This window comes from Paenibacillus alkalitolerans, from assembly GCF_016482785.1.
Taxonomy (GTDB): domain Bacteria; phylum Bacillota; class Bacilli; order Paenibacillales; family YIM-B00363; genus Paenibacillus_AE; species Paenibacillus_AE alkalitolerans.
In genome coordinates this window covers 209,037-229,105 of the sequence record NZ_JAEMXM010000006.1, presented here as the reverse complement: position 1 = coordinate 229,105, position 20,069 = coordinate 209,037, and the positions used below count along the sequence as shown (strand labels likewise).

The window sequence follows — 20,069 nt, the reverse complement described above, 5'->3', positions numbered from 1 at the left end:
TCAAATGGAACAAACGTATGCGATATCAAAGAGAGGAGAACGTAGCTCGAATGAAAAATGTTGCATCGATTTGGGAGTCTCTTCAAAACAAGGTGGACCGGATGATCGAACAAATCGGGGACAAATCGCCGCACTTCGCGCCGCCGGATACAGGCGTCTATGACGATATGCGTCTCGATTGGTGGACGGCGGGGTTTTGGCCCGGCATTTTGTGGATCATGTACGACATGACGGGCAAGAAGCGCTACAAGGAAGCCGCATGGGAATGGGATATCAAGATCGAGCGGAAATCGTTGGAGGACAACAATTTCCACCACGATGTCGGCTTTCAATATTTGCCCACCGCTGTGATCAAATACAAGCTCACGGGGGATCAGGACGGCAGGCGCCGCGGGCTGTCGGCCGCGAATTTCTTGGCGGGACGGTTCAACTTGGCCGGCGGCTTCCTGCGCGCATGGAATCAGGAGAAGACCGGCTGGTCCATCATCGATACGGCAATGAACCTGTCGATCCTGTTTTGGGCGGCGGGGGAGAGCGGCGATCCGCGGTTCGCCCACATCGGCAAAGCCCATGCGGATACGATAGTGAAGCATTTCATTCGCGGAGACGGCTCGGTCCGCCACATCGTCTGTTTCGACCTCGGGACCGGAGAGGTCGTTGAGACGCGCGGAGGGCAAGGAGCGGGGCCGGATTCGGCCTGGAGCCGCGGAACCGCATGGGCGCTCCACGGTTTGGCGAACACGTATCGGTATACCGGAGATCAGTCTTATTTGGAGGCTTCGCAACGAGTCGCTCATTATTTCTTGGCCATGCTGCCTGAAGATTATGTCGCGCATTGGGATTTTCGGGCTGCGGAAACGTTGGAAGGCGAGCCGCGCGATACGTCGGCGGCCGCATGCGCGGCTTCGGGACTGCTCGAGCTGTCGGCGGCGCTGCCTGCGGCGCAGGGCCGCGCGTATCGCGAAGCCACCGGGAGAATCTTGCAATCGCTTACGGAGAACTACGGCACGTTGGATCGTCCGAAGCACGAGGCGATACTGCTATCCGGGACCGGCAATAAGCCTGCAGGCTCTAACGTCAATGTCTCCCTGATCTACGGGGATTATTTCTATATTGAGGCGATCGCGAAGCTGAATGGGTGGAAGCATCGCATCTTTTAAGGGAGGACATTGTGGTGAAGCGCGACGAACGAGATGAATTGAAGCTCTGGTACCGGCAGCCGGCGGCCGGTTGGACGGAGGCGCTCCCGATCGGCAACGGCCGGTTGGGCGGCATGGTGTTCGGGAAGGTGAAGGAAGAGCTAGTTTCCCTAAACGAGGATACGGTCTGGTACGGCGGTCCGCAAGAGCGGAATAATCCGGATGCGGCGGAGCATATGGTCGAGATCCGTCGGCTGCTCTTCGAAGGCCAGGTAAGCGAAGCCCAATATTTGGCGAAGATGGCGCTGACGTCGATCCCGAAATATTTCGGACCGTATCAGCCGCTGGGGGACCTGCATTTTACGTTTGCCGGTCATGATGGCGATGTTCGCGATTACCGGCGGGAGCTCGATTTGGATACCGGGGTCGTGACGGTGAGCTATACGATGGACGGCGTGCCGCACAAGCGGGAGTTGTTCTGCAGCGAGCCGGATCAAGTTATGGCCATCCGGTTAACCTGCGACCGCCCGAAGAGCATTACGGTGAACGCGCATCTGATGCGCCGTCCGTTTGACGGAGGCTCGGCGGCGATCGGCGGAAGCGGAAGCCGGATCGCGATGAGCGGGGTCTGCGGTCCAGACGGCGTGAAATATTGCGTGATGCTGGAGGCGGTTGCGGAGGACGGGGGCGTGAAGACGGTCGGCGATTTCGTTTCCGTGGAACAGGCTACCTCCGTCACGTTCATCTTGGCTGCCGGCACCACGTTCCGATACGGGAATCCGCGGGAGGCTTGCGAACGGATCGCCGCCCAAGCGGGAGCGAAGACGTACGAACGGTTGAAGCAGGCCCATATCGCCGATTACCGGGAGTTGTTAGGCCGGGTCAAGCTGCACTTATCCGGTGCGGATGAATCCGAAGTCCGTTTATTGCCGACGGATGAAAGACTGAAGCGGCTCCAGTCGGGAGAAGAGGACCGGGGCTTGATCGCCTTATATTTTCACTTCGGACGTTATCTGCTGCTGAGCTGTTCGCGGCCGGGGAGCATGGCGGCCAACCTGCGAAGCGGCCGGGCGGGGGGTATTCGCCGCGGGTGCCGGTCGGCGAGCTTCACCTCGAACTGGCGGGTTGGTTGTACCAGCATTTAAGCATGCGTTTGGATTTGTGGAACGCGGAGCTTCGGGCGGACATTAGGACGACGGCCGGACATGTGGAGGCTGTACGGTTTGCCCGTATGGCAGCCCGGCAATGCCGATACGATTTGATTGAAGGAGGCTCGTAATCTTATGCCGACAACCGAAATGTTAAGTGTTTGGCGAATCGATCCGCTGGAAATCATTGTGAAGGCGAACCGCTCACTGAATGCGCCATTGATGAGCATAACGGATCACCCGGCCAAACGGAGTGCTGGCGGCAAACACGATTATTACTCCAATGGCGATTATTGGTGGCCGAATCCGGATACGCCGGACGACCTGCCTTTCGTCAGAAGGGACGGCGAGTCGTACCCCGGCGCATTTTCCGCTCACCGGAAAGCGCTGCGCTCCATGCGCAGCCATGTTGCAAATTTGACGGCGGGATACGCGCTGACGGGACAACGGACATATGCGGAAAAAGCGGCTGCTTTGCTGCGAACATTTTTCCTGGACGAATCGACCCGGATGAACCCGCACTTGCTTTACGCCCAAGCGATTCCCGGCGTTTGCATGGGACGGGGTATCGGCATCATCGACACACTTCACTTGATCGATGTGCCCGCATCCGTACGGTTTGGAGGAGCGGGACACGGACAACAATCACGCGGTATGCTGGCATGTTTAGGCTGCTGCGTTCGCGTTGTTTACCGACAACGACGATGTGCTTGCGATGTGCCGTGAACGGTACAAGACGGTGCTGCTGCCGCAGCAAATGGCGTCGGACGGCAGCTTCCCGCGGGAGCTTGCCCGTACGAAGCCTTACGCGTATTCGATATTTGTGCTGGATAACATGGTGACCCTTTGTCAGCTGCTGTCCGCGCCTTCCGACGATTTATGGTCGTTCCGACTGCTGGACGGACGGGGCATTAGCCTCGGCCTCGATTTCCTGTATCCGTTCTTGGCTGACAGGTCGTCGTGGCCCTATCCGCCGGACTGGAGCATTTCGAAGGCTGGCCGGTCCGGATGTCGTTCATGCTGTACGCCGGATTGGCTTTCAATGACGAGCGGTATTTAAAGCTCTGGGCCGAGCTTCCGCCCGATTCCGCCGACGAGGAAATCCGCCGCAATACGGCGATCCGGCAGCCGGTGCTTTGGTTGTTACGGCAGGATTTATAAAGGAGGACTGATTTGACAGTCATTAGCGGCAAAGATTAAGGTTATCTTTCAAGCGGTTAACGGCTTAAGGATAACCTTTTTTTCATGCAAACGGGGGCTCGCTAATCGCGGTATGTATTCCGCGAAAGTGTAGGCTCACTCTTCCATTCGCTCAGGATTGTTCCGCTAAAGAACGTACCCGCTTGTGTGCTTCGATTGAAGTTTCATTTAAGGCATTCTGAGTCACCGGGAGAGCGAGCGAAAGGAGTTGGCGGGATAAGATAACGAACGGATCGACGGGGGTGATTCCGTCAAATGCAGTACGAATGTATTGACACCGGCCCGAACGTATATAAAATAGTAGTTAGCACTCCCGTTGTCTGAGTGCTAATATCGCGACATTTTTCATAATGAAAGGATATAAATTATGGCGAAAAAACAGTTCAAAGCAGAGTCCAAGAGATTGCTGGAATTGATGATCAACTCGATTTACACGCAGCGGGAAATATTTCTTAGAGAGCTGATTTCGAATGCAAGCGACGCGATCGACAAGCTGTATTACAAAGCGCTAACCGACGATAAGCTGGTGTTCAACAAAGACGATTATTACATCAAAGTGAAGCCCGACAAGGAAAATAGAACATTGACCGTCTCCGACACCGGCATCGGCATGACGAAAGACGAGCTGGAAAACAATCTCGGCATTATAGCCAAGAGCGGCTCGCTTGCGTTTAAACAAGAAAACGAATTGAAAGACGGGCACAACATCATCGGCCAATTCGGGGTGGGCTTCTATTCCGCATTCATGGTTGCGGACAAGGTTACGGTAATCACCAAAGCTTTCGGCGGCGAAGAGGCGTTCAAGTGGGAGTCGTCGGGCGCCGACGGATACACAATTGTGCCATGCGAGAAAGATGCCCCTGGTACAGAGATCATTTTGAAAATTAAAGAAAATACGGAAGAAGACAAATACGACGAATATCTTGAAGAATTTCGTCTAAGGGCGATTATCAAGAAGTACTCCGACTTTATCAGATACCCGATCAAGATGGACGATCAGACCGTCAACAGCATGGTTCCGATTTGGCGCAAAAACAAGAACGAGCTTACGCAAGAAGATTACGACAATTTTTACGCCGAGAAGCATTACGGCTTCGACAAGCCGCTCAAGCATGTTCATATAAGCGCCGACGGCGCGGTTGTATACAACGCTATATTGTTCATCCCGGAACATACGCCGTTCGACTATTACACGAAGGAATATGAGAAGGGTCTCGAGTTATACTCCAACGGCGTATTGATCATGAATAAGTGCCCTGATTTGCTGCCCGATTATTTCAGCTTCGTCAAGGGAATGGTCGATTCGGAAGACTTATCGCTCAACATCTCAAGAGAGATGCTGCAGCACGACAGGCAATTAAGTCTGATCGCCAAGAATATCAAGAATAAAATCAAGAGCCAGCTGCAAAGCATGCTGAACGATGAAAGAGAGAAGTACGAGACGTTCTATAAATCGTTCGGCAGACAGTTGAAATACGGCGTGTACAGCGACTTCGGAGCAAATAAAGACGTGCTTCAGGACTTGTTGATGTTCGTCTCTTCCAAAGAGAAGAAGCTCGTCACGTTGGACGAATACGTATCGGGAATGCGAGAAGACCAGAAGTACATCTACTATGCTGCCGGAGAATCGATCGAACGGATCGAGAAGCTCCCGCAGACGGAAGTTGTATTGGAAAAAGGGTATGAAATACTGTACTTTACCGATGACATCGACGAGTTCGCGGTAAAAGTGCTGATGAAGTACAAGGACAAAGAGTTCAAATCCGTGTCGAGCGGCGATTTGGGATTTGAAGCGGATGGAAGCGACAGCGGAACCGATGCGGAAGAGAAGGATAAGGCGCTGTTTGAGCATATGAAAAACATTTTGTCGGATAAAGTGAAGAGCGTACGGGCGTCGAAAAGATTAAAAACGCACCCGGTATGTCTCTCGACGGACGGCGAAGTTTCGATCGAAATGGAAAAAATATTGAACGCGCTGCCGAACAGCCAAAATATAAAAGCCGACAAAATCCTGGAAATCAATGTGAACCATGAGGTGTTTCAGTCGTTGAAGCATGCTTATGAACACGATAAAGATAAACTGCAGCTTTATACGAATTTGCTGTACAATCAAGCGTTGCTAATCGAAGGGTTGCCGGTGCAGGACCCGGTTGAATTCACGAACGATATTTGCAAAATAATGGTTTGATAGCGTAATCATGGGGCTGCCTCGACGTTGAGGCGGTCTTTTTTTTTCGCCAAAACAGGATAACATGATATATAATGAAGAAAAATTCGAAGTAAGGGGATACGGATGGATTTTATCAGCACTCGCGGCAACGTTGCAAAGATCGGCTTTATCGACACATTCTTGATGGGACTTGCGAATGACGGCGGGCTGATGGTTCCGTCGTCATTGCCGGTCATCCCGGCGCATCGGCTGAAGGAATGGGAGCAATTAAGCTTTCAAGATTTGATGCTGGAAATATTCCTGCATTTTACGAACGATGAAATATCGCGCCAAGATTTGAAGCAGCTGATCGACAGCAGCTATTCGGGATTCCGCCACCCGGAGGTTACGCCTTTAAAGGAAATCAACGGCAATCTGCATATTTTGGAGCTGTTTCACGGTCCTACGTTCGCTTTTAAAGATGTGGCCTTGCAGTTTATCGGAAATTTCTACTCCTATGTCTCCAAGAAGCAAGGTGAAATCATTAACATTCTCGGAGCGACCTCCGGCGATACGGGCGCCGCAGCCATTGAAGGCGTAAGAGGCAAAGAGGGGATAAAAATCTGCATTTTGCATCCTCATGAGAAAGTGAGCAAAGTGCAGGAGCTGCAGATGACCACAGTCGATGACGAAAATGTGCTCAATTTATCGGTGAAAGGCAACTTCGACGATTGCCAGCGTATCATCAAGGACTTGTTCGCCGATATCGAGTTTAAGAACAAGTATCATTTGCGGGCGATCAACTCGATCAACTTTGTCCGCATTTTGGCCCAAACCGTGTATTACTTTTACGCCTATTTCCGGATCGCCGGCAAATCGCCGGATGCGAAAGTCAGCTTCAGCGTCCCGACCGGTAATTTCGGGAATATTCTTTCCGCGTACTTGTCGAAGCGGATGGGACTTCCGATTCACCGGCTCATATTGGCTACCAACGAGAACAATATATTGGAGCGGTTTGTTGAAGAAGGGGTTTACATGCCGGAAGATTTCCGCAGCACGTACAGCCCTTCGATGGATATTCAGGTGGCCAGCAACTTCGAGCGGTACCTGTACTATTTGCTGAATGAAGATGCGTCAACCGTATCCGCGATGATGAAGCAATTTCAGTCCGAAGGGAAGATCGTTATTGAACCGCAGCTGCTGCAGAAGGTTCAGAATGACTTCGCGGCGCACGGGGTCAAGAACGATGAATGTCTGAGAACAATTGACAAATATTCCCGCGAAGCCGGCTATTTGCTTGATCCCCATACTGCTTGCGGCGTTGCGGCTTATGAGGCTTGCGGCAGCGGGGACGAGGTTTACGTCGTGCTGGCTACGGCTCATCCGGCCAAGTTTGACGAGGCGATCCGGCAGAACGGGATCCCGCAGGAATTCCCCGCCGAAATCCGCGCGCTGTTCGACAAGCCTCAGCACCAGAGTATTGTGGAAAATTCGAATCGGGAAATCGCGGACCGGCTGGAACGATTTTTCGGATCTAAATAATATAATGGCTAGGACTCGAGCAGAAACCTGCTTGAGTCTTTTTTGTTTTGAATTTACATAAGGTTAATGTGGAGTTAACGACTCTATTACCTTCATTTGATAGTATGGTTGCCAAATCGCGGCGGCTCGGCTCGCAACGGGGGGTTACTATGATCGGGAAATTGAATCGCTCGCCCGTATTTTACAAGTATCTCGCTTCTTATATTGTCGTCTTGCTGATTCCGCTGTTGTTTCTGGGCGTATCCGGATACGAGCAGATCGTGAAAGTCATTCATAATGAAGTGACAATGAACAACCGGGATAAACTGGCTCAATTGAAAGACAGCGTGGATGCGAAGGTGATTCAAATGAATAAGATTGCAGCGGAAATCGCCGTGAATCCCGATCTGACCCCTTATGCGCTGACAAAAAGCTTTTACCGGGTGTATGAGGCGAAAAGCTTGCTTAATTATAAAATGGCGAACGAATTTTTGAAGGAAGTGCTATTGTACATACGAGGGGGAGAGTTTATGTATTCCTCCGTCAGCACTTATAAAGTCCCGCTCTTTATTAACGATATATATCGATTTCGCAATTGGAATGAAGACGCATTTTATAAAGATATAAATTCTATGACGATTTCACAATTCCGCCCCGCCGAAGAAGTGAGAATGTGGAACAATGACGATGTCAGGATGGTTACGTACATCGTTCCCATACCGGCGAAAAGCAAAAATCCGTACGGCACGGTGCTGTACTTGATTCCGGAGAGCGCTCTGCTCCACGATGAGTATACCGGCCGGAGCGGAAATACGGTCATTCTGGATGAACGAAATCGTGTGATCGCTTCTCTGAAGGATGAAAGCTATTTGCTTGACCCCGGCTTTTATTCGTCAGTCATGAAGTCAAGCGGCGGCCAAGGCTCCGAAGTCAGGACATTCAATGAAACCGATTATTTTGTTTCGCACGAGAAGTCAAAGGCAACCGGATGGACGTATATTACGCTTCTTCCGGTTGCCGAGGTGTTGAAGCCGGTTGATGAAGTAAGAAACCGATGGCTGCACAGCCTGGTTGTCATCCTCCTGATCGGCAGCGTGATCATTTACGGACTGATCCGTGTGAATTACCATCCTGTCAAGCAATTGATGCAGTGGGCCGAAATGCAGCTGTTGAACAGTCAACCGGCTATCAAAGATCACCTGCTGTTAAGCCTGCTGAAGGGAGAGTTTGAAAGCATCGAAGAATTTAACGAACGCGGCAGGGTTGCGGGTCTGGCTTTTACAAACTCGCATTTCTTTGTCGTTCTTTTTGAGTTTCCGAAGAATCAGGCGGCTACTATAAAGGAAAAACTGATCGGGGTGGTTGCGGAACGGTTGACGGAACGCATCGAAGCATACAGTAAAGACAGCGTGGAAGAGGACAGAGTCATATTTATATTGTCGACAAGTCTGGATGGTGACCGGTTGGAGCAATGGTTGAAGGAATTGCATCGATCGCTTATCGAGACTGTAAGTATTCCGGTTACGATGGGAGTCGGGAGTTTGTACCGGGACGCCGGTCAAGTCGGCAAATCGTACATAGAAGCATCTACCGCGGTTGACTATAAGCTGATTAAAGGAAATAACAAAATAATATTTTTCAATGAAGCGGCGGCCGTCGACAGCCGCAGTATCGCTTATCCGACACAGTCGCTTGAACAATTGGAAATCTTGATCAAGCAGGGAAATGCCGACAAGATAACGGAAGCGCTTGCCGATATATCGGATAAGATAAGGGCAAACGCCACGACGCTCTTCGCGGCCCGCTGCTTATGCTTCGATATCGTGAATACGGTTATGAAAGCGATGGTTGAGATATATGCGGTTGTTCCGGAAACCAAGAAACAGTTTCCTGACGTGTTGTCTCTCATGCAGTTCGATACGGTAGAAGAGCTTACGGAGGCTATAACTGCCGCTTGCGCGGATTTATGCCGCGTGATGCGGGAAAATAACGCAAACTCAAGCGAGCCGTTAATCACTGCAATAATTGCGTACATGAGGGAGAACTATACAAACCCCGATTTTTCTATTCAGAATATGGCGGACCATTTCTCAATTTCGATCTCTTATGCGAGCCGGTATGTTAAGGAGCAGACAGGCCGCAACATCTCCGATTACGTCAACCAAATGAGGATCGACTATGCAAGACGGCTGCTCAAATCCGAAGATTGCTCCTTGAAGGAAATCGTTGAGCGGATCGGGTATTACGACGTCTCCAGCTTTATCCGCAAGTTCAAAAAGACGGTCGGGGTTACGCCGGGCGAGTACAGAAGGCTGTACAAGAACGCAGGTTAGCCGTATGTCCGAAATTTTCGCATACCGGTTCAACAACGGCCGATTCCCTCATGAAGCCGGAAGGTCAATTCTCGCATAGTACCCAAACAAGAGCATATATACACGTCCCGACGGATTCTAATACAATCAGAGCGTCATCGAGCTGCGATGGGCGGCACAAAATCAAACCGGCGGGAGGGGTGTTGAAATAGCAAATAACCGTTACGCAAAGAAAATGCTGCACAACTATGAGCTGTATCTTTTGCTGCTGCCGACTGTCTTATACTTTATTGTATTTCACTATGTGCCTATCTACGGGATCCAAATCGCGTTTAAAGACTTTATCGCGGTGAAAGGCATTACCGGAAGTCCGTGGGTCGGATTCGAACATTTCGAGCGGTTTTTCAACTCGTTTCAATTTTGGGTCATTTTGCGGAACACATTGGAATTGAGTTTATACGAACTGCTTATCGCCTTTCCCGCTCCTATTATTCTAGCGCTGTCGTTGAATCAAGTGACCGTTCAACGCTTCAAGAAATTGGTGCAAACCGTCACATATGCGCCGCACTTCATCTCGATCGTCGTCGTTGTTGGAATGCTCAATCTATTTTTGTCGCCGCGCAGCGGATTGATCAACCAGGCGATCTCATTGTTTGGGGGCGAGCCAATCTTCTTCATGGCCAGTCCCGAGTGGTTTAAAACGATATTCGTGTTTTCCGGAGTCTGGCAAAATATCGGCTGGTCGGCAATTATATATTTGGCCGCTTTATCGGCCGTTTCTCCGGATTTGCATGAGGCTGCCGTAGTGGACGGGGCTAACAAATGGGACCGGATCCGGCATATCGACTTTCCAAGCATTATGCCGACCGTCGTCATTTTGCTGATTCTCAATATCGGCAGTTTTATGGTCGTCGGGTTCGAGAAGGTGTATCTCATGCAAAATTCCTTGAACATCGATTCATCGGAGGTTATTCAAACCTATGTGTACAAGGCGGGACTGCTCGGCGCGCAATACAGCTATTCCTCCGCAATCGGGCTGTTCAATGCGGTGGTAAACTTCGTGCTGCTCGTTCTGGTAAACCTGTTAGCCAAGAAAACGAAGCATACAAGCTTATGGTAGAGGAGGAGAGGCGTTGGTTGGAGGCCGAAGCCGTGCGGACAACATGTTCGATGTGTTCAATTACTCGCTGCTGACCGTATTGTTGATCGCCGTGCTGTATCCGCTATACTTCGTCATCATCTCGTCCGTCAGCAATCCGGATCTGGTCAACGCCGGACAGCTCTGGTTTTATCCGAAAGAGACGACATTGGAAGGCTACAGACGAATATTTAATGACGATACGATTTGGCTCGGGTACCGCAATACGATTTTTTACACCGTTCTCGGTACGGCCATCAATGTCGTGTTAACCCTTACCGGCGGGTATGCGCTGTCAAGAGCGGATTTGTTCGGAAGAAACTTCTTCACGTTCTTGATTGTGTTTACGATGTTTTTCAGCGGAGGGATTATCCCGACCTACTTGCTGGTCAAAAGCTTGGGGATGGTCGACACGATTTGGGCAATGGTCGTGCCCAATGCCGTCTCGGCCTTTCATCTCATCATCACGAGGACGTTTTTTCAAAGCACTATTCCGAAGGAGCTATTGGAAGCGGCTGTAGTCGACGGATGTTCGAATACGAGATTTTTTCTTCGCATCGTGCTCCCTCTATCGCTGCCGATCGTGGCGGTCATTACGTTGTTCAGCGCGGTGGGCCACTGGAATTCATACTTCCAGGCTTTGATTTATTTAAACGACGATGCGCTGCATCCGCTTCAAATTGTGCTTCGGAACATTTTGATATCCAGTCAAATGTCCGAAAATATGGTCGATGATTTAGTTTCTTCGTCTCAGCAGCAGCGGGTGGCGGAAGTGATGAAATACGGGGTCATCGTGGTGGCGAGCCTGCCTGTTCTCGTATTGTACCCGTTTGTGCAGAAGTATTTCGTGAAAGGCGTAATGATCGGCTCTTTAAAAGGGTAACGGGATAGAAAAACAAATGATAGAGGTGAAGGTGACGGATATGTCGATGGGAAACCGACGGAACGTTGTACTTGTACTGATTCTATTGCTTACTTTGATGTTATCTGCGTGCGGCACCTCCGGTGAAGCGCCGAACGGGACCGCCGGAGAAACGAGCAATAATGAGAATACCGAACCGGATAAAGAAGCGAAGCCGGCGGAGGAAAGCGGATTTCATCCGACGGGGTACCCGATCGTTGACGAGAAAATCACCCTGCGCTTTGCCGCGGCCAAAGGATCGGTTTCGAAAGATTTTGACGGATTGCCGTTCTTCGAAATGGTTGAGAAAGAGACGAATGTACATATCGAATGGAGCATGAACCCGGATTCGAGCTGGAATGAGAAGAAAAATCTGTTGTTCGCCAGTGGAGAATTGCCGGATGCATTTTACGGGCATCACATCCTGAGCACCGACGAGGTTTTAAGATACGGAACGCAGGGAATGTTCGTTCCGCTGGAGCAATTGATCGAACAATATGCGCCGAACTTAACGGCTATATTCGAGAAAAATCCGCAGTTCAAGAAGGAGATCACGGCCCCGGACGGACATATTTACGCCCTGCCCACGATCGACGAGGAATACCCTGATTCCCGCGACGCTTTGTTTATCAACAAGAAGTGGCTGGATCAATTGAAGCTGCCGATTCCGGAGACGACGGAACAATTCTACGAGACGTTGAAAGCGTTCAAAGAAAACGATATGAACGGAAACGGCAAGCCCGACGAAATTCCGTTCACGTTCCATCACCATCAAAATTACGGGATTTACTCCTTCTTCGGGTCGTTCGGATTGACGGATACGCCGGATCATATCGTCATGCGGGGAGACAAGGCCGTATTTTCCGCCGTGCAGCCGGAGTATAAGGAAGCCTTGCAATATTTTCACCGGCTTTTCAAAGAAGGATTAATCGACGTGGAGAGTCTTACCCATGACAAGAACGTGTATTTCTCGAAGATTAAAAGCAAGGATAACATCGTCGGGGCGTTCAGCGGATGGGATACGCTTGACGTATTCGGATCGGACCCGCATGATTTTGTTCTGCTCCATCCGTTAAAGGGGCCGGAAGGGCATCGGCTTTGGAACCGATACCCGTCGGGAGTGTTGAGCAAAGGCGCATTCGCGATCACTTCCGCCAACAAGTATCCGGAAATTACGATGCGCTGGATCGATTACAGTTATGATCCGATGATCGGTTTGCAGGCCGTGGAAGGTCCGGTTGGGATCAATTTGAAGGTGAATCCGGACGGAACCATTGAGAATACTCCCGCTCCGGAAGGCATGACCTCCAACGAATTCAGACATTCCACGGCTCCGGCTTCGAAATCCGTCTTTATACGAACAAAGGAAATACAAGCGAAAAGAATTCGCGTGGAGGGCGGACCGGGCGCATTGACGAAGAAAGATATCGATGAGCTGTATCAACCGTATTTGGTGGAGAACATTTATCCTTCGTTATTTTTTACCGAAGAAGAAAATGAAGAGAGAATGAAGTATTTCACCGACATCGACGCTTATGTCAAGAAGAAGCATGCATCTTGGATTATGCAGGGCAACGTCGAGAACGAGTGGGATGAATATGTGAATACGATGAACCGAATGGGCTTGGAAAATATGATGAAAATTTACCAAGCGGCGTATGATCGCTTCAAGGCGGGCGAGTAATGAAAATAGCTCTTAACACCAGTTATATTAGCGATACGGGCAATGCCGATTCCGTTCTGAAGCGCATTAAGGAAGCGGGGTTTTCCGGCATACAGTGGATCCACGATTGGAATAGCGACTACATGTATTCGGAATCGGAGATGGAACAGATAGCCGGGTGGCTTGCCCGCTACGGTTTGATCATGCACGATGTTCATGCCAGCAAAGGCGACCGAAAAGATTACATGTCGTTTGACGAGTACAGGCGAAGAGCCGGGGTCGACTTGATCAAAAACCGGATCGATCTGGCCGCGCACTGCGGCGCCGGCGTCATCGTACTGCACATGCCGGTTCCTGTCGCTTTCCGGAATTCTCCAAGCTGGGATCGCCTGTTTGCTCAAGTGTTTGCATCGTTTGACGAGCTTCAGCCTTACTGTCATAAGAAGGGCGTCAAGATCGCCGTCGAAAATTTGGTGCAGACGAATTTTGATCTTGAGGTCCGACAGTTCACCATGTTGTTTGAGCGCTATGACAAGGACTTCCTCGGGCTGTGCTACGATTCCGGGCATGCTAACTGCGCCTTTCAAGGGCATGAGGAAAGCATCGGATTTTTGGACATGTTTCTCGACCGTCTGCTGAGTGTGCACTTAACGGATAACGACGGAACCGGAGACTTGCACTGGGTGCCGTTTACCGGAACGGTGGACTGGGACGGCATCGCCCGCTTGATCGCGAAATCCGGATATGAAGGCGGCATTACGCTTGAATCCGTGCTGCGCCGCAGCGGGTTGGAGGACGAAACCGCGTATCTGGCGGAATGTTTCCTGCGAGCCGAGAGGTTCCGCGAGCTGGTGGAACGATACAAACAGATCTAGCGGTCAAGCACGAAGCCCGGTGTTCGCGGTGATGCGAACTTCCGGGCTTCTTATTGCTTGAATATGGCAATATGTTGTTCATAAGTTGTTGCTTCGCTGCTCTTTTTTCGCGGTAATCAGCTGTGGAATTTAGTTTATGGCAAAACTATGTTGAAATCGTGTTCTCCCGACTGCAGGTTATGAACATAGATTCTCCATAACCGTCGATCGATAGTTTAAATGCTGGGAAAATAGGCAACGGGGCAACGAGATATGAACAAAACATTGCCATAAATGATAGATTGTATACGGCTCAGCTTCTCAAGAACGGGATTCCTTTATCAGGGTTCCCGTTCTTCTTTTGCTGATCCATAATGTTGTTATTTAAATGTTAAAAAAAATGACACAAAACAATCAAACATATTAGTATACACTCAATTTACGTAAAGTAACATGACATATATAATGGGTGATAAAAATACATCGGGGGATTGGCTATGAAAATTGGATTTCGGACGATCAAGACGGCTTTCGGGGTGAGTGTATCCATTTTGATAGCGCAATCGCTTGGATTATCATATTTCCCGTCGGCTGGGATATTAACTTTGCTGTGTATACAGAAAACTCGTAAGGAATCGATCGCGGCCATCTTGGACCGGTTGTACGCTTGTTTGATCGGCCTCGCGCTATCCAGCGTGTTATTCAGCTTCATCGGCTATCATGCGATGGTATTTTTGCTTATGTATTTGATATTCATTCCGATTTGCGTGAAGTATAAAATCCAAGGCGGTATTGCGAGCAGCTCCGTTATTATGACGCATACGTATATGCACGAAGCGGTGAATATACAATTTTTTATTAACGAATCGGCGATTATCTTTATAGGTCTAGGCATTGCGCTGCTCGTCAATTTATATATGCCGGGAATAGACAAGCAGATCAATCGGTACAAACAAGAAATCGACAGTAATATGGCCGTTGTTTTGAATGAGCTCGCGAAGTATTTGAAAGAAGGGTACGGTCTTTGGGACGGGAAGGAGATGCTGACTCTATCGGATTTGTTGAAAAAAGCGAGAAATTTGGCCATTCTGGAAGTGGAGAACAATTTGACGCGGAAAGATAATCCGTTTTTTTATTATTTCGAACTGAAGCAGCAGCAATTTCAAGTATTGGAACGGATGCTCCCCATCGTGTCCCGGATCGATGCGAAGCTGGAGCAGGGCGTGAGGATCGGTGAGTTTATGGAAGATATAAGCGGGAATATTCATCGGCTGTCCGACACCGGCACCGGCGCTTATATTGAGAAGCTTAAGAGAATAAGAGAATATCACAAACAGCTGCCGATGCCGGAAAATCGGGCCGAGTTCGAAAATAGAGCGAATTTGTTCAACCTTGCCAACGAGCTGGAAAGCTTTATCCAGAAGTATTAAGGTTGGCTGACGGCCGGGGGCACTAGATTCTTTTTATGGTCAAAGCGGCGGGGTCACTCTAATCTTTCCAAAGTGTTCGCTCACTCTCCCATTCATTCAGGTGGTAGATATGAAGGTCCAGGGATACTAAGACATGCAACCGGTCGCTCGAAAAAGGATTCCTGAGTGAGCGGGAGAGCGAGCGAACGAAGTTTGGAAGGGGTATGGGGGAGCCGAAACGGACTTCTTCACAAATGCTTAAAGACTCCTTAACTTCGTTCTTGCATACGAACCGAATAAATAACCTTTCCAGTCTCTCGACCCCGTCGGGAGACTTCTTTTTTTGAAATATTAACAATTTTAATAGAAAGTTCACTTCGCGTTGACAATCCTCTGATGTCGACAAGTTACGTTCTGTTTAGAAGCCGGTACAAGCGGGAGGTTGAAAAGTTGTGTACCAGAGATTGGAAAATGCCGATCCGATACCGAAATTCATCGAAATTGCCGACATCTTGCAGGGGGAAATTGAAAGCGGAAAATATCGTGTCGGGGACAAAATTCCTTCGGAAGCCCAATTGTGCAGAAGATTCCACGAAAACCGCTATACCATAAGACAAGCTATTGATTTGCTGGTCAATACCGGCGTGATCCGCTCCCATCAAGGCAAAGGACATTACGTTTGTGAAAAACCGCTCGACATCCAATATACGATCACAGCTTCCATGCGGTTTTCGGAGGTTATGAAGCAGTTAGGCTGTAATCCTGAAGCGAAATTGCTGCGAAAGGAGGTCATGCTCCCGCCGGATAACATTAAGCAATCATTGCAGCTGCAGGAAACCGCGTTCGTCTATCGATTGGAAATTCTTCGGTACGCCAACCGGATTCCGCTCACTTGGAACGTAACTTGGCTGCCCGTCGATATTTTCCCCGGTCTGCTGCAATATCTCGAACCGATGCATTCGTTATATGCGGTCTTGGAACACGAATACGGCGTGCGATTGGAAAGAATGTGGTCCACTTTTCAAGCGACGTATCCTAACGCGATTGAAGCGAGTTATTTGCAAATCCCGCCGAACCAAAATTTGCTGCATATTGAAAGCTTGATGAGAGACAAACGGAATCGGCTCGTAGAGTACACGTCCGCTAAATATCGCGGAGATTTGTGCCGGGTGTCCATTCATTTTTAATCAGTTCCAATAAACCTTATAGGGGGATGTTTTTTCATGATGAAACATGTTTTGGGATTGTTCATGGTTTTGAGTTTAGTCGTAATAACGGCATGCGGCGGCGGTACTCAGATGACTGCAAACAGCACGAAAGAGGCGACAACCAGCGCGGCGCAAGCGGCCGAAGATCCGAAAGCGGACTGGCCCGAAGTGCTTCGTCTAGGCGTCCTGCCGGGCGAGGAAGAAGGGAAGATGTCGCGCGGCAACCAAAAGTTTGTCGACGATTTGGGGGCGGCCCTCGGCATTAAAACCGAATTGTTCGTCGGCGACGACTATACCGCGGTCATTGAAGCAATGCGCACGAAGAAAATCGACATCGCTTCGTTCGGGCCGTTCTCTTACATTATCGCCAACGAACGAAGCGGGGCGTTGCCGCTCGCCGTAAAGGCCACAAGCAAGGAAGCCGCGTATTATCACAGTTTGGTCGTTGTGCCGAAGGATTCATCTGCGGAAAAGATCGAGGATTTGAAGGGCAAGACGTTCCTGTTCGCGGATCCGGCGTCCACATCCGGACACTTGTTCCCCCGGGCGAAAATTATCGAAACGCTTGGAATTACGAATGATGAAGTGGAAACCTATTTCTCCAACGTATCCTTCTCGGGCGGTCATGACAAATCGATATTGGCCATCGCCAAAGGTACTGCGGACGGTGCGGGCGTTTGCGACAGTTGCGTGCAGCGCGTCGTGGACGCCGGGCTGATCAAACAGGATGATTTCAAAGTGATCGCCAAGTCCGACCCGATTCCGAGCAGCCCGCTCACTTACCGCAGCGATCTGCCGGCGGATTTGGTGGAAGAGATCAAAGCGTTTATCTTCGAATATCACAAGCAAAACTCTGAATTTTTCAAAGAAGGGACGCAGCAGTATTTTCCGGTAGAGGATAACGACTATCAAGTTGTGCGGGATACGGCCAAGGCGTTGAATATGAGCCCCGAAGAGTTGTTGAAATAAGGACGTTACAAATTACGAAAGGAAGTTGTGAAGTCTATTATGTCAACCATACTCGAAATACGCAATCTTAAGAAGGTGTATTCGGACGGCACCGCGGCGTTGAAAGGGATTGATTTTAGCGTGAACCGCGGAGAATTCATCGCGGTGATCGGACCGAGCGGAGCAGGGAAAAGCACCCTGCTTCGCTGCATCAACCGGCTGGTCGAGCCGACTGAAGGTGTAGTAGTGTTCAACGGTATCGACGCCACGAAAGCCGGAAGCGGAAATATTCGCAGATTAAGACGCGAAGTGGGCATGATTTTCCAAAGCTTTAATCTTATTCAAAGAGTTACCGTTCTTCGGAATGTGCTTCACGGTCGTCTCGGCTACATGAACCCTGTCATCGGGGCATTGGGGATGTATTCGAAGAAGGACATGGAGGAAGCGAAGCAAATTTTGGCGCGTCTCGGCTTGCAGCAGCAAACCTACAAGCGTGCCGATGAATTAAGCGGCGGCCAGCAGCAAAGAGTCGGCATCGCCCGCGCGCTTTCCCAGAAACCGTCTCTTATATTGGCCGACGAACCGATCGCCAGCCTGGATCCGGTCACGTCGGAATCGATCATGCAGCATTTGTACACGATTTGCACGGAAGACGGCATTACTTGTCTTGTGAATCTCCATCAAGTCGAAGTCGCCAAAAAATATGCCACCCGAATTGTAGGCATTCACAAAGGAACCGTCGTATTTGACGGCCCTCCGGAGCAATTGACCGATGAAGTGATCGAGATGGTGTATCAACGATGAGAGCAATGCGGAACGTTCAAGACATGCGCACCCGTTCGGAAGACCGTCTCGAAGAGCTGCTTCGGCAGAAGAAACGGCAGACGTGGATGATCGTGATCGCAATCGTTGCGATTACGGCATGGTCCGCGTGGGAAACCGATTTTTCCTTTGTTGACGTGTTTACAGGGGTCGAAGAAATTTTCCGGTTTATATTCATCGATTTTCTGCCTCCTGATTTTTCCCGGTTCAATCAATTGATCGGTCCCGCTCTGGATACGATCTATATCAGCTTTGTGGCGATGGTGGTCGGAGCGCTTTTGTCGATGGTGCTTGCCTTCTTTGCCGCGGCGACAACGAGTCCGTTCCGTTCGGTGCAAGTGGCGGTTCGCGCATTGTGCTCGGTGCTTCGCAATATCCCGACTTTAATTTGGGGCATTTTGCTTGTTGCCGCGTATGGGCTGGGTACTTTAGTAGGCACGCTGGCGCTCATTATTACCGCCATCGGGACGCTTACAAGAGCATACGCCGAAATTCTCGAAGAGATCGATATCGGTCAAGTGGAAGCGCTTAAGGCTACGGGAGCGTCTTACACTCAGATTCTCGGCCAAGCGGTGTTTCCGCAATTTATGCCCGGGTTTATCGGATGGTCGTTGTATAAGCTCGAATTAAACGTGCGGGCTTCGACGTTAATCGGAATGGTCGGCGGCGGCGGTCTCGGATTCGCCATTCAGAAAGGGTTGAAGCTGTTTCAATTCAAAGAGGTGAGCTTGGCCATCATCATGGTAATGGTTCTGGTCCTGATGACCGAGTTTATTACAAGCAAATTAAGGGAGAGGATCATATGAGTCCGGAATGGGTTCAGGCCGGCCGGAATAGCGCCGGCGGCGTCAATCTGAACGCAAGGGACGCCGAAGCCGGACAATGGCCCGACAAACCGAAGCGGGATCCCGTATTGGTTGCGGCCGCCGTGATCGGCGCCCTCTTCTTCGCATTCAGTCTTTACCAGTTGAATTTCGATTACAGCTTGTTGTTCGCCGGGACGTTGAAATTCATACAGTCTTTCTCCTACATGTTCCCTCCGAACGCGTCGGAATGGAAGCATGTGCTGGCCGCCGCATTGGAATCGCTGCAAATTGCGATCGTCGGTACCGTGCTTGCCGTTATTTTCGCTTTTATATTGTCATTTCTTGCCGCGGAGAACGTCTCGCCTCGTACGGCATGGTTGTTTAAAGGCCTTGCGTCGTTTCTGCGAACGATTCCCACTTTGGTATGGGCGTTAATATTTATCGTTGCCGTCGGGATGGGGCCTCTGCCGGGCGTTCTGGCCATCTTTACGCATGCCGCGGGCATGTTGATCAAAGTGTTTTCCCAATCGATCGAAGAGATCGACGAAGGGGTGCTTGAGGCGATGCGCGCCACCGGAGCCGGGTGGCTGCAAATCATGCTTCAAGGCGTGCTGCCGTGTGTGGTCACTTCGTTTCTCGCATGGAGCGTGTTTCGTCTGGAGGTGGACATCGGCGAGTCGTCCATCCTCGGGGTCGTCGGAGCGGGAGGCATCGGATGGGAAATTGCGAATGCGATGCGCGCTTACGAATTCGATACCGCATTCTTTGTGGCATTGGTCATCTTCGCTATGGTGTTCACGGTGGAGTTTTTCAGCAATCGCTTGAAAATCCATATTCGAAGGAAGGTTTGA

17 protein-coding genes are annotated in these 20,069 nt (G+C 50.1%); all 17 read left to right on the top strand.

Annotation, left to right across the window (positions count from 1 at the left end; genetic code table 11):
* Window positions 1-50: 50 nt before the first annotated feature.
* The 17 genes from JET16_RS12615 to phnE (JET16_RS12535) all read left to right on the top strand — a co-directional run bounded on the left by JET16_RS12615 (window position 51) and on the right by phnE (JET16_RS12535) (window position 20,069).
* Window positions 51-1,160: a glycoside hydrolase family 88 protein gene (locus JET16_RS12615; RefSeq protein WP_233531462.1), complete on the top strand. Its 1,110-nt coding sequence runs from the start codon at window positions 51-53 to the stop codon at window positions 1,158-1,160.
* Between the two features lie 14 nt (window positions 1,161-1,174).
* Window positions 1,175-2,284, top strand: a complete 1,110-nt coding sequence (locus JET16_RS12610) for a glycoside hydrolase family 95 protein (protein ID WP_199616362.1) — start codon at window positions 1,175-1,177, stop codon at window positions 2,282-2,284.
* Between the two features lie 138 nt (window positions 2,285-2,422).
* Complete coding sequence (locus JET16_RS12605) at window positions 2,423-3,013, top strand: alginate lyase family protein (RefSeq protein ID WP_199616360.1); 591 nt, start codon at window positions 2,423-2,425, stop codon at window positions 3,011-3,013.
* The gene (locus tag JET16_RS12600; RefSeq protein ID WP_199616358.1) at window positions 2,973-3,347 is read left to right on the top strand and encodes an alginate lyase family protein; all 375 of its coding nucleotides are present in this window, start codon (window positions 2,973-2,975) and stop codon (window positions 3,345-3,347) included. The genes JET16_RS12605 and JET16_RS12600 overlap by 41 nt, the downstream gene beginning before the upstream one ends.
* Before the next feature lie 507 nt (window positions 3,348-3,854).
* Window positions 3,855-5,675, top strand: a complete 1,821-nt coding sequence (htpG, locus tag JET16_RS12595; RefSeq protein ID WP_199616356.1) for a molecular chaperone HtpG — start codon at window positions 3,855-3,857, stop codon at window positions 5,673-5,675.
* A 105-nt stretch (window positions 5,676-5,780) separates the two neighbouring features.
* Window positions 5,781-7,178: a threonine synthase gene (thrC, locus tag JET16_RS12590; protein ID WP_199616354.1), complete on the top strand. Its 1,398-nt coding sequence runs from the start codon at window positions 5,781-5,783 to the stop codon at window positions 7,176-7,178.
* A gap of 149 nt (window positions 7,179-7,327) precedes the next feature.
* On the top strand, window positions 7,328-9,490 hold the full coding sequence (locus JET16_RS12585; RefSeq protein WP_199616352.1) for a helix-turn-helix domain-containing protein: 2,163 nt from the start codon (window positions 7,328-7,330) through the stop codon (window positions 9,488-9,490).
* A 214-nt stretch (window positions 9,491-9,704) separates the two neighbouring features.
* Window positions 9,705-10,589 carry an ABC transporter permease gene (locus JET16_RS12580; protein WP_199616350.1) on the top strand — a complete coding sequence of 295 codons (885 nt, stop codon included), beginning with the start codon at window positions 9,705-9,707 and terminating at the stop codon, window positions 10,587-10,589.
* A 43-nt stretch (window positions 10,590-10,632) separates the two neighbouring features.
* Entirely contained in the window at window positions 10,633-11,490 is an 858-nt protein-coding gene (locus JET16_RS12575) for a carbohydrate ABC transporter permease (protein WP_199616475.1), read from the top strand.
* Window positions 11,491-11,506: 16 nt separating this feature from the next.
* Window positions 11,507-13,192: an extracellular solute-binding protein gene (locus JET16_RS12570; RefSeq protein WP_199616348.1), complete on the top strand. Its 1,686-nt coding sequence runs from the start codon at window positions 11,507-11,509 to the stop codon at window positions 13,190-13,192.
* Window positions 13,192-14,046: a sugar phosphate isomerase/epimerase family protein gene (locus JET16_RS12565; protein ID WP_199616345.1), complete on the top strand. Its 855-nt coding sequence runs from the start codon at window positions 13,192-13,194 to the stop codon at window positions 14,044-14,046. The genes JET16_RS12570 and JET16_RS12565 overlap by 1 nt, the downstream gene beginning before the upstream one ends.
* Before the next feature lie 476 nt (window positions 14,047-14,522).
* Entirely contained in the window at window positions 14,523-15,455 is a 933-nt protein-coding gene (locus JET16_RS12560) for an aromatic acid exporter family protein (RefSeq protein WP_199616343.1), read from the top strand.
* Between the two features lie 431 nt (window positions 15,456-15,886).
* Window positions 15,887-16,621, top strand: a complete 735-nt coding sequence (gene phnF, locus JET16_RS12555; protein WP_199616341.1) for a phosphonate metabolism transcriptional regulator PhnF — start codon at window positions 15,887-15,889, stop codon at window positions 16,619-16,621.
* 36 nt (window positions 16,622-16,657) lie between these two features.
* Entirely contained in the window at window positions 16,658-17,611 is a 954-nt protein-coding gene (phnD, locus tag JET16_RS12550; RefSeq protein ID WP_233531460.1) for a phosphonate ABC transporter substrate-binding protein, read from the top strand.
* Between the two features lie 39 nt (window positions 17,612-17,650).
* A complete protein-coding gene (phnC, locus tag JET16_RS12545) occupies window positions 17,651-18,394 on the top strand; it encodes a phosphonate ABC transporter ATP-binding protein (protein WP_199616339.1) in 744 nt (247 codons plus the stop codon).
* Entirely contained in the window at window positions 18,391-19,218 is an 828-nt protein-coding gene (gene phnE / locus JET16_RS12540) for a phosphonate ABC transporter, permease protein PhnE (protein ID WP_233531458.1), read from the top strand. The genes phnC and phnE (JET16_RS12540) overlap by 4 nt, the downstream gene beginning before the upstream one ends.
* A complete protein-coding gene (gene phnE, locus JET16_RS12535; RefSeq protein WP_199616338.1) occupies window positions 19,215-20,069 on the top strand; it encodes a phosphonate ABC transporter, permease protein PhnE in 855 nt (284 codons plus the stop codon). Before phnE (JET16_RS12540) ends, phnE (JET16_RS12535) begins: the two co-directional genes overlap by 4 nt.

Excerpts from the sequence above, each read along its gene's own strand:
- JET16_RS12585 (WP_199616352.1), top strand. The coding sequence starts at position 7,328 with ATGATCGGGAAATTGAATCGCTCGCCCGTATTTTACAAGTATCTCGCT.
- JET16_RS12565 (WP_199616345.1), top strand. The coding sequence starts at position 13,192 with ATGAAAATAGCTCTTAACACCAGTTATATTAGCGATACGGGCAATGCC.
- htpG (WP_199616356.1), top strand. The coding sequence starts at position 3,855 with ATGGCGAAAAAACAGTTCAAAGCAGAGTCCAAGAGATTGCTGGAATTG.
- JET16_RS12570 (WP_199616348.1), top strand. The coding sequence starts at position 11,507 with ATGATAGAGGTGAAGGTGACGGATATGTCGATGGGAAACCGACGGAAC.
- phnC (WP_199616339.1), top strand. The coding sequence starts at position 17,651 with ATGTCAACCATACTCGAAATACGCAATCTTAAGAAGGTGTATTCGGAC.
- JET16_RS12615 (WP_233531462.1), top strand. The coding sequence starts at position 51 with ATGAAAAATGTTGCATCGATTTGGGAGTCTCTTCAAAACAAGGTGGAC.
- phnE (WP_199616338.1), top strand. The coding sequence starts at position 19,215 with ATGAGTCCGGAATGGGTTCAGGCCGGCCGGAATAGCGCCGGCGGCGTC.
- phnE (WP_233531458.1), top strand. The coding sequence starts at position 18,391 with ATGAGAGCAATGCGGAACGTTCAAGACATGCGCACCCGTTCGGAAGAC.
- JET16_RS12560 (WP_199616343.1), top strand. The coding sequence starts at position 14,523 with ATGAAAATTGGATTTCGGACGATCAAGACGGCTTTCGGGGTGAGTGTA.
- JET16_RS12580 (WP_199616350.1), top strand. The coding sequence starts at position 9,705 with ATGCTGCACAACTATGAGCTGTATCTTTTGCTGCTGCCGACTGTCTTA.
- thrC (WP_199616354.1), top strand. The coding sequence starts at position 5,781 with ATGGATTTTATCAGCACTCGCGGCAACGTTGCAAAGATCGGCTTTATC.
- phnD (WP_233531460.1), top strand. The coding sequence starts at position 16,658 with ATGATGAAACATGTTTTGGGATTGTTCATGGTTTTGAGTTTAGTCGTA.
- JET16_RS12575 (WP_199616475.1), top strand. The coding sequence starts at position 10,633 with ATGTTCGATGTGTTCAATTACTCGCTGCTGACCGTATTGTTGATCGCC.
- JET16_RS12605 (WP_199616360.1), top strand. The coding sequence starts at position 2,423 with ATGCCGACAACCGAAATGTTAAGTGTTTGGCGAATCGATCCGCTGGAA.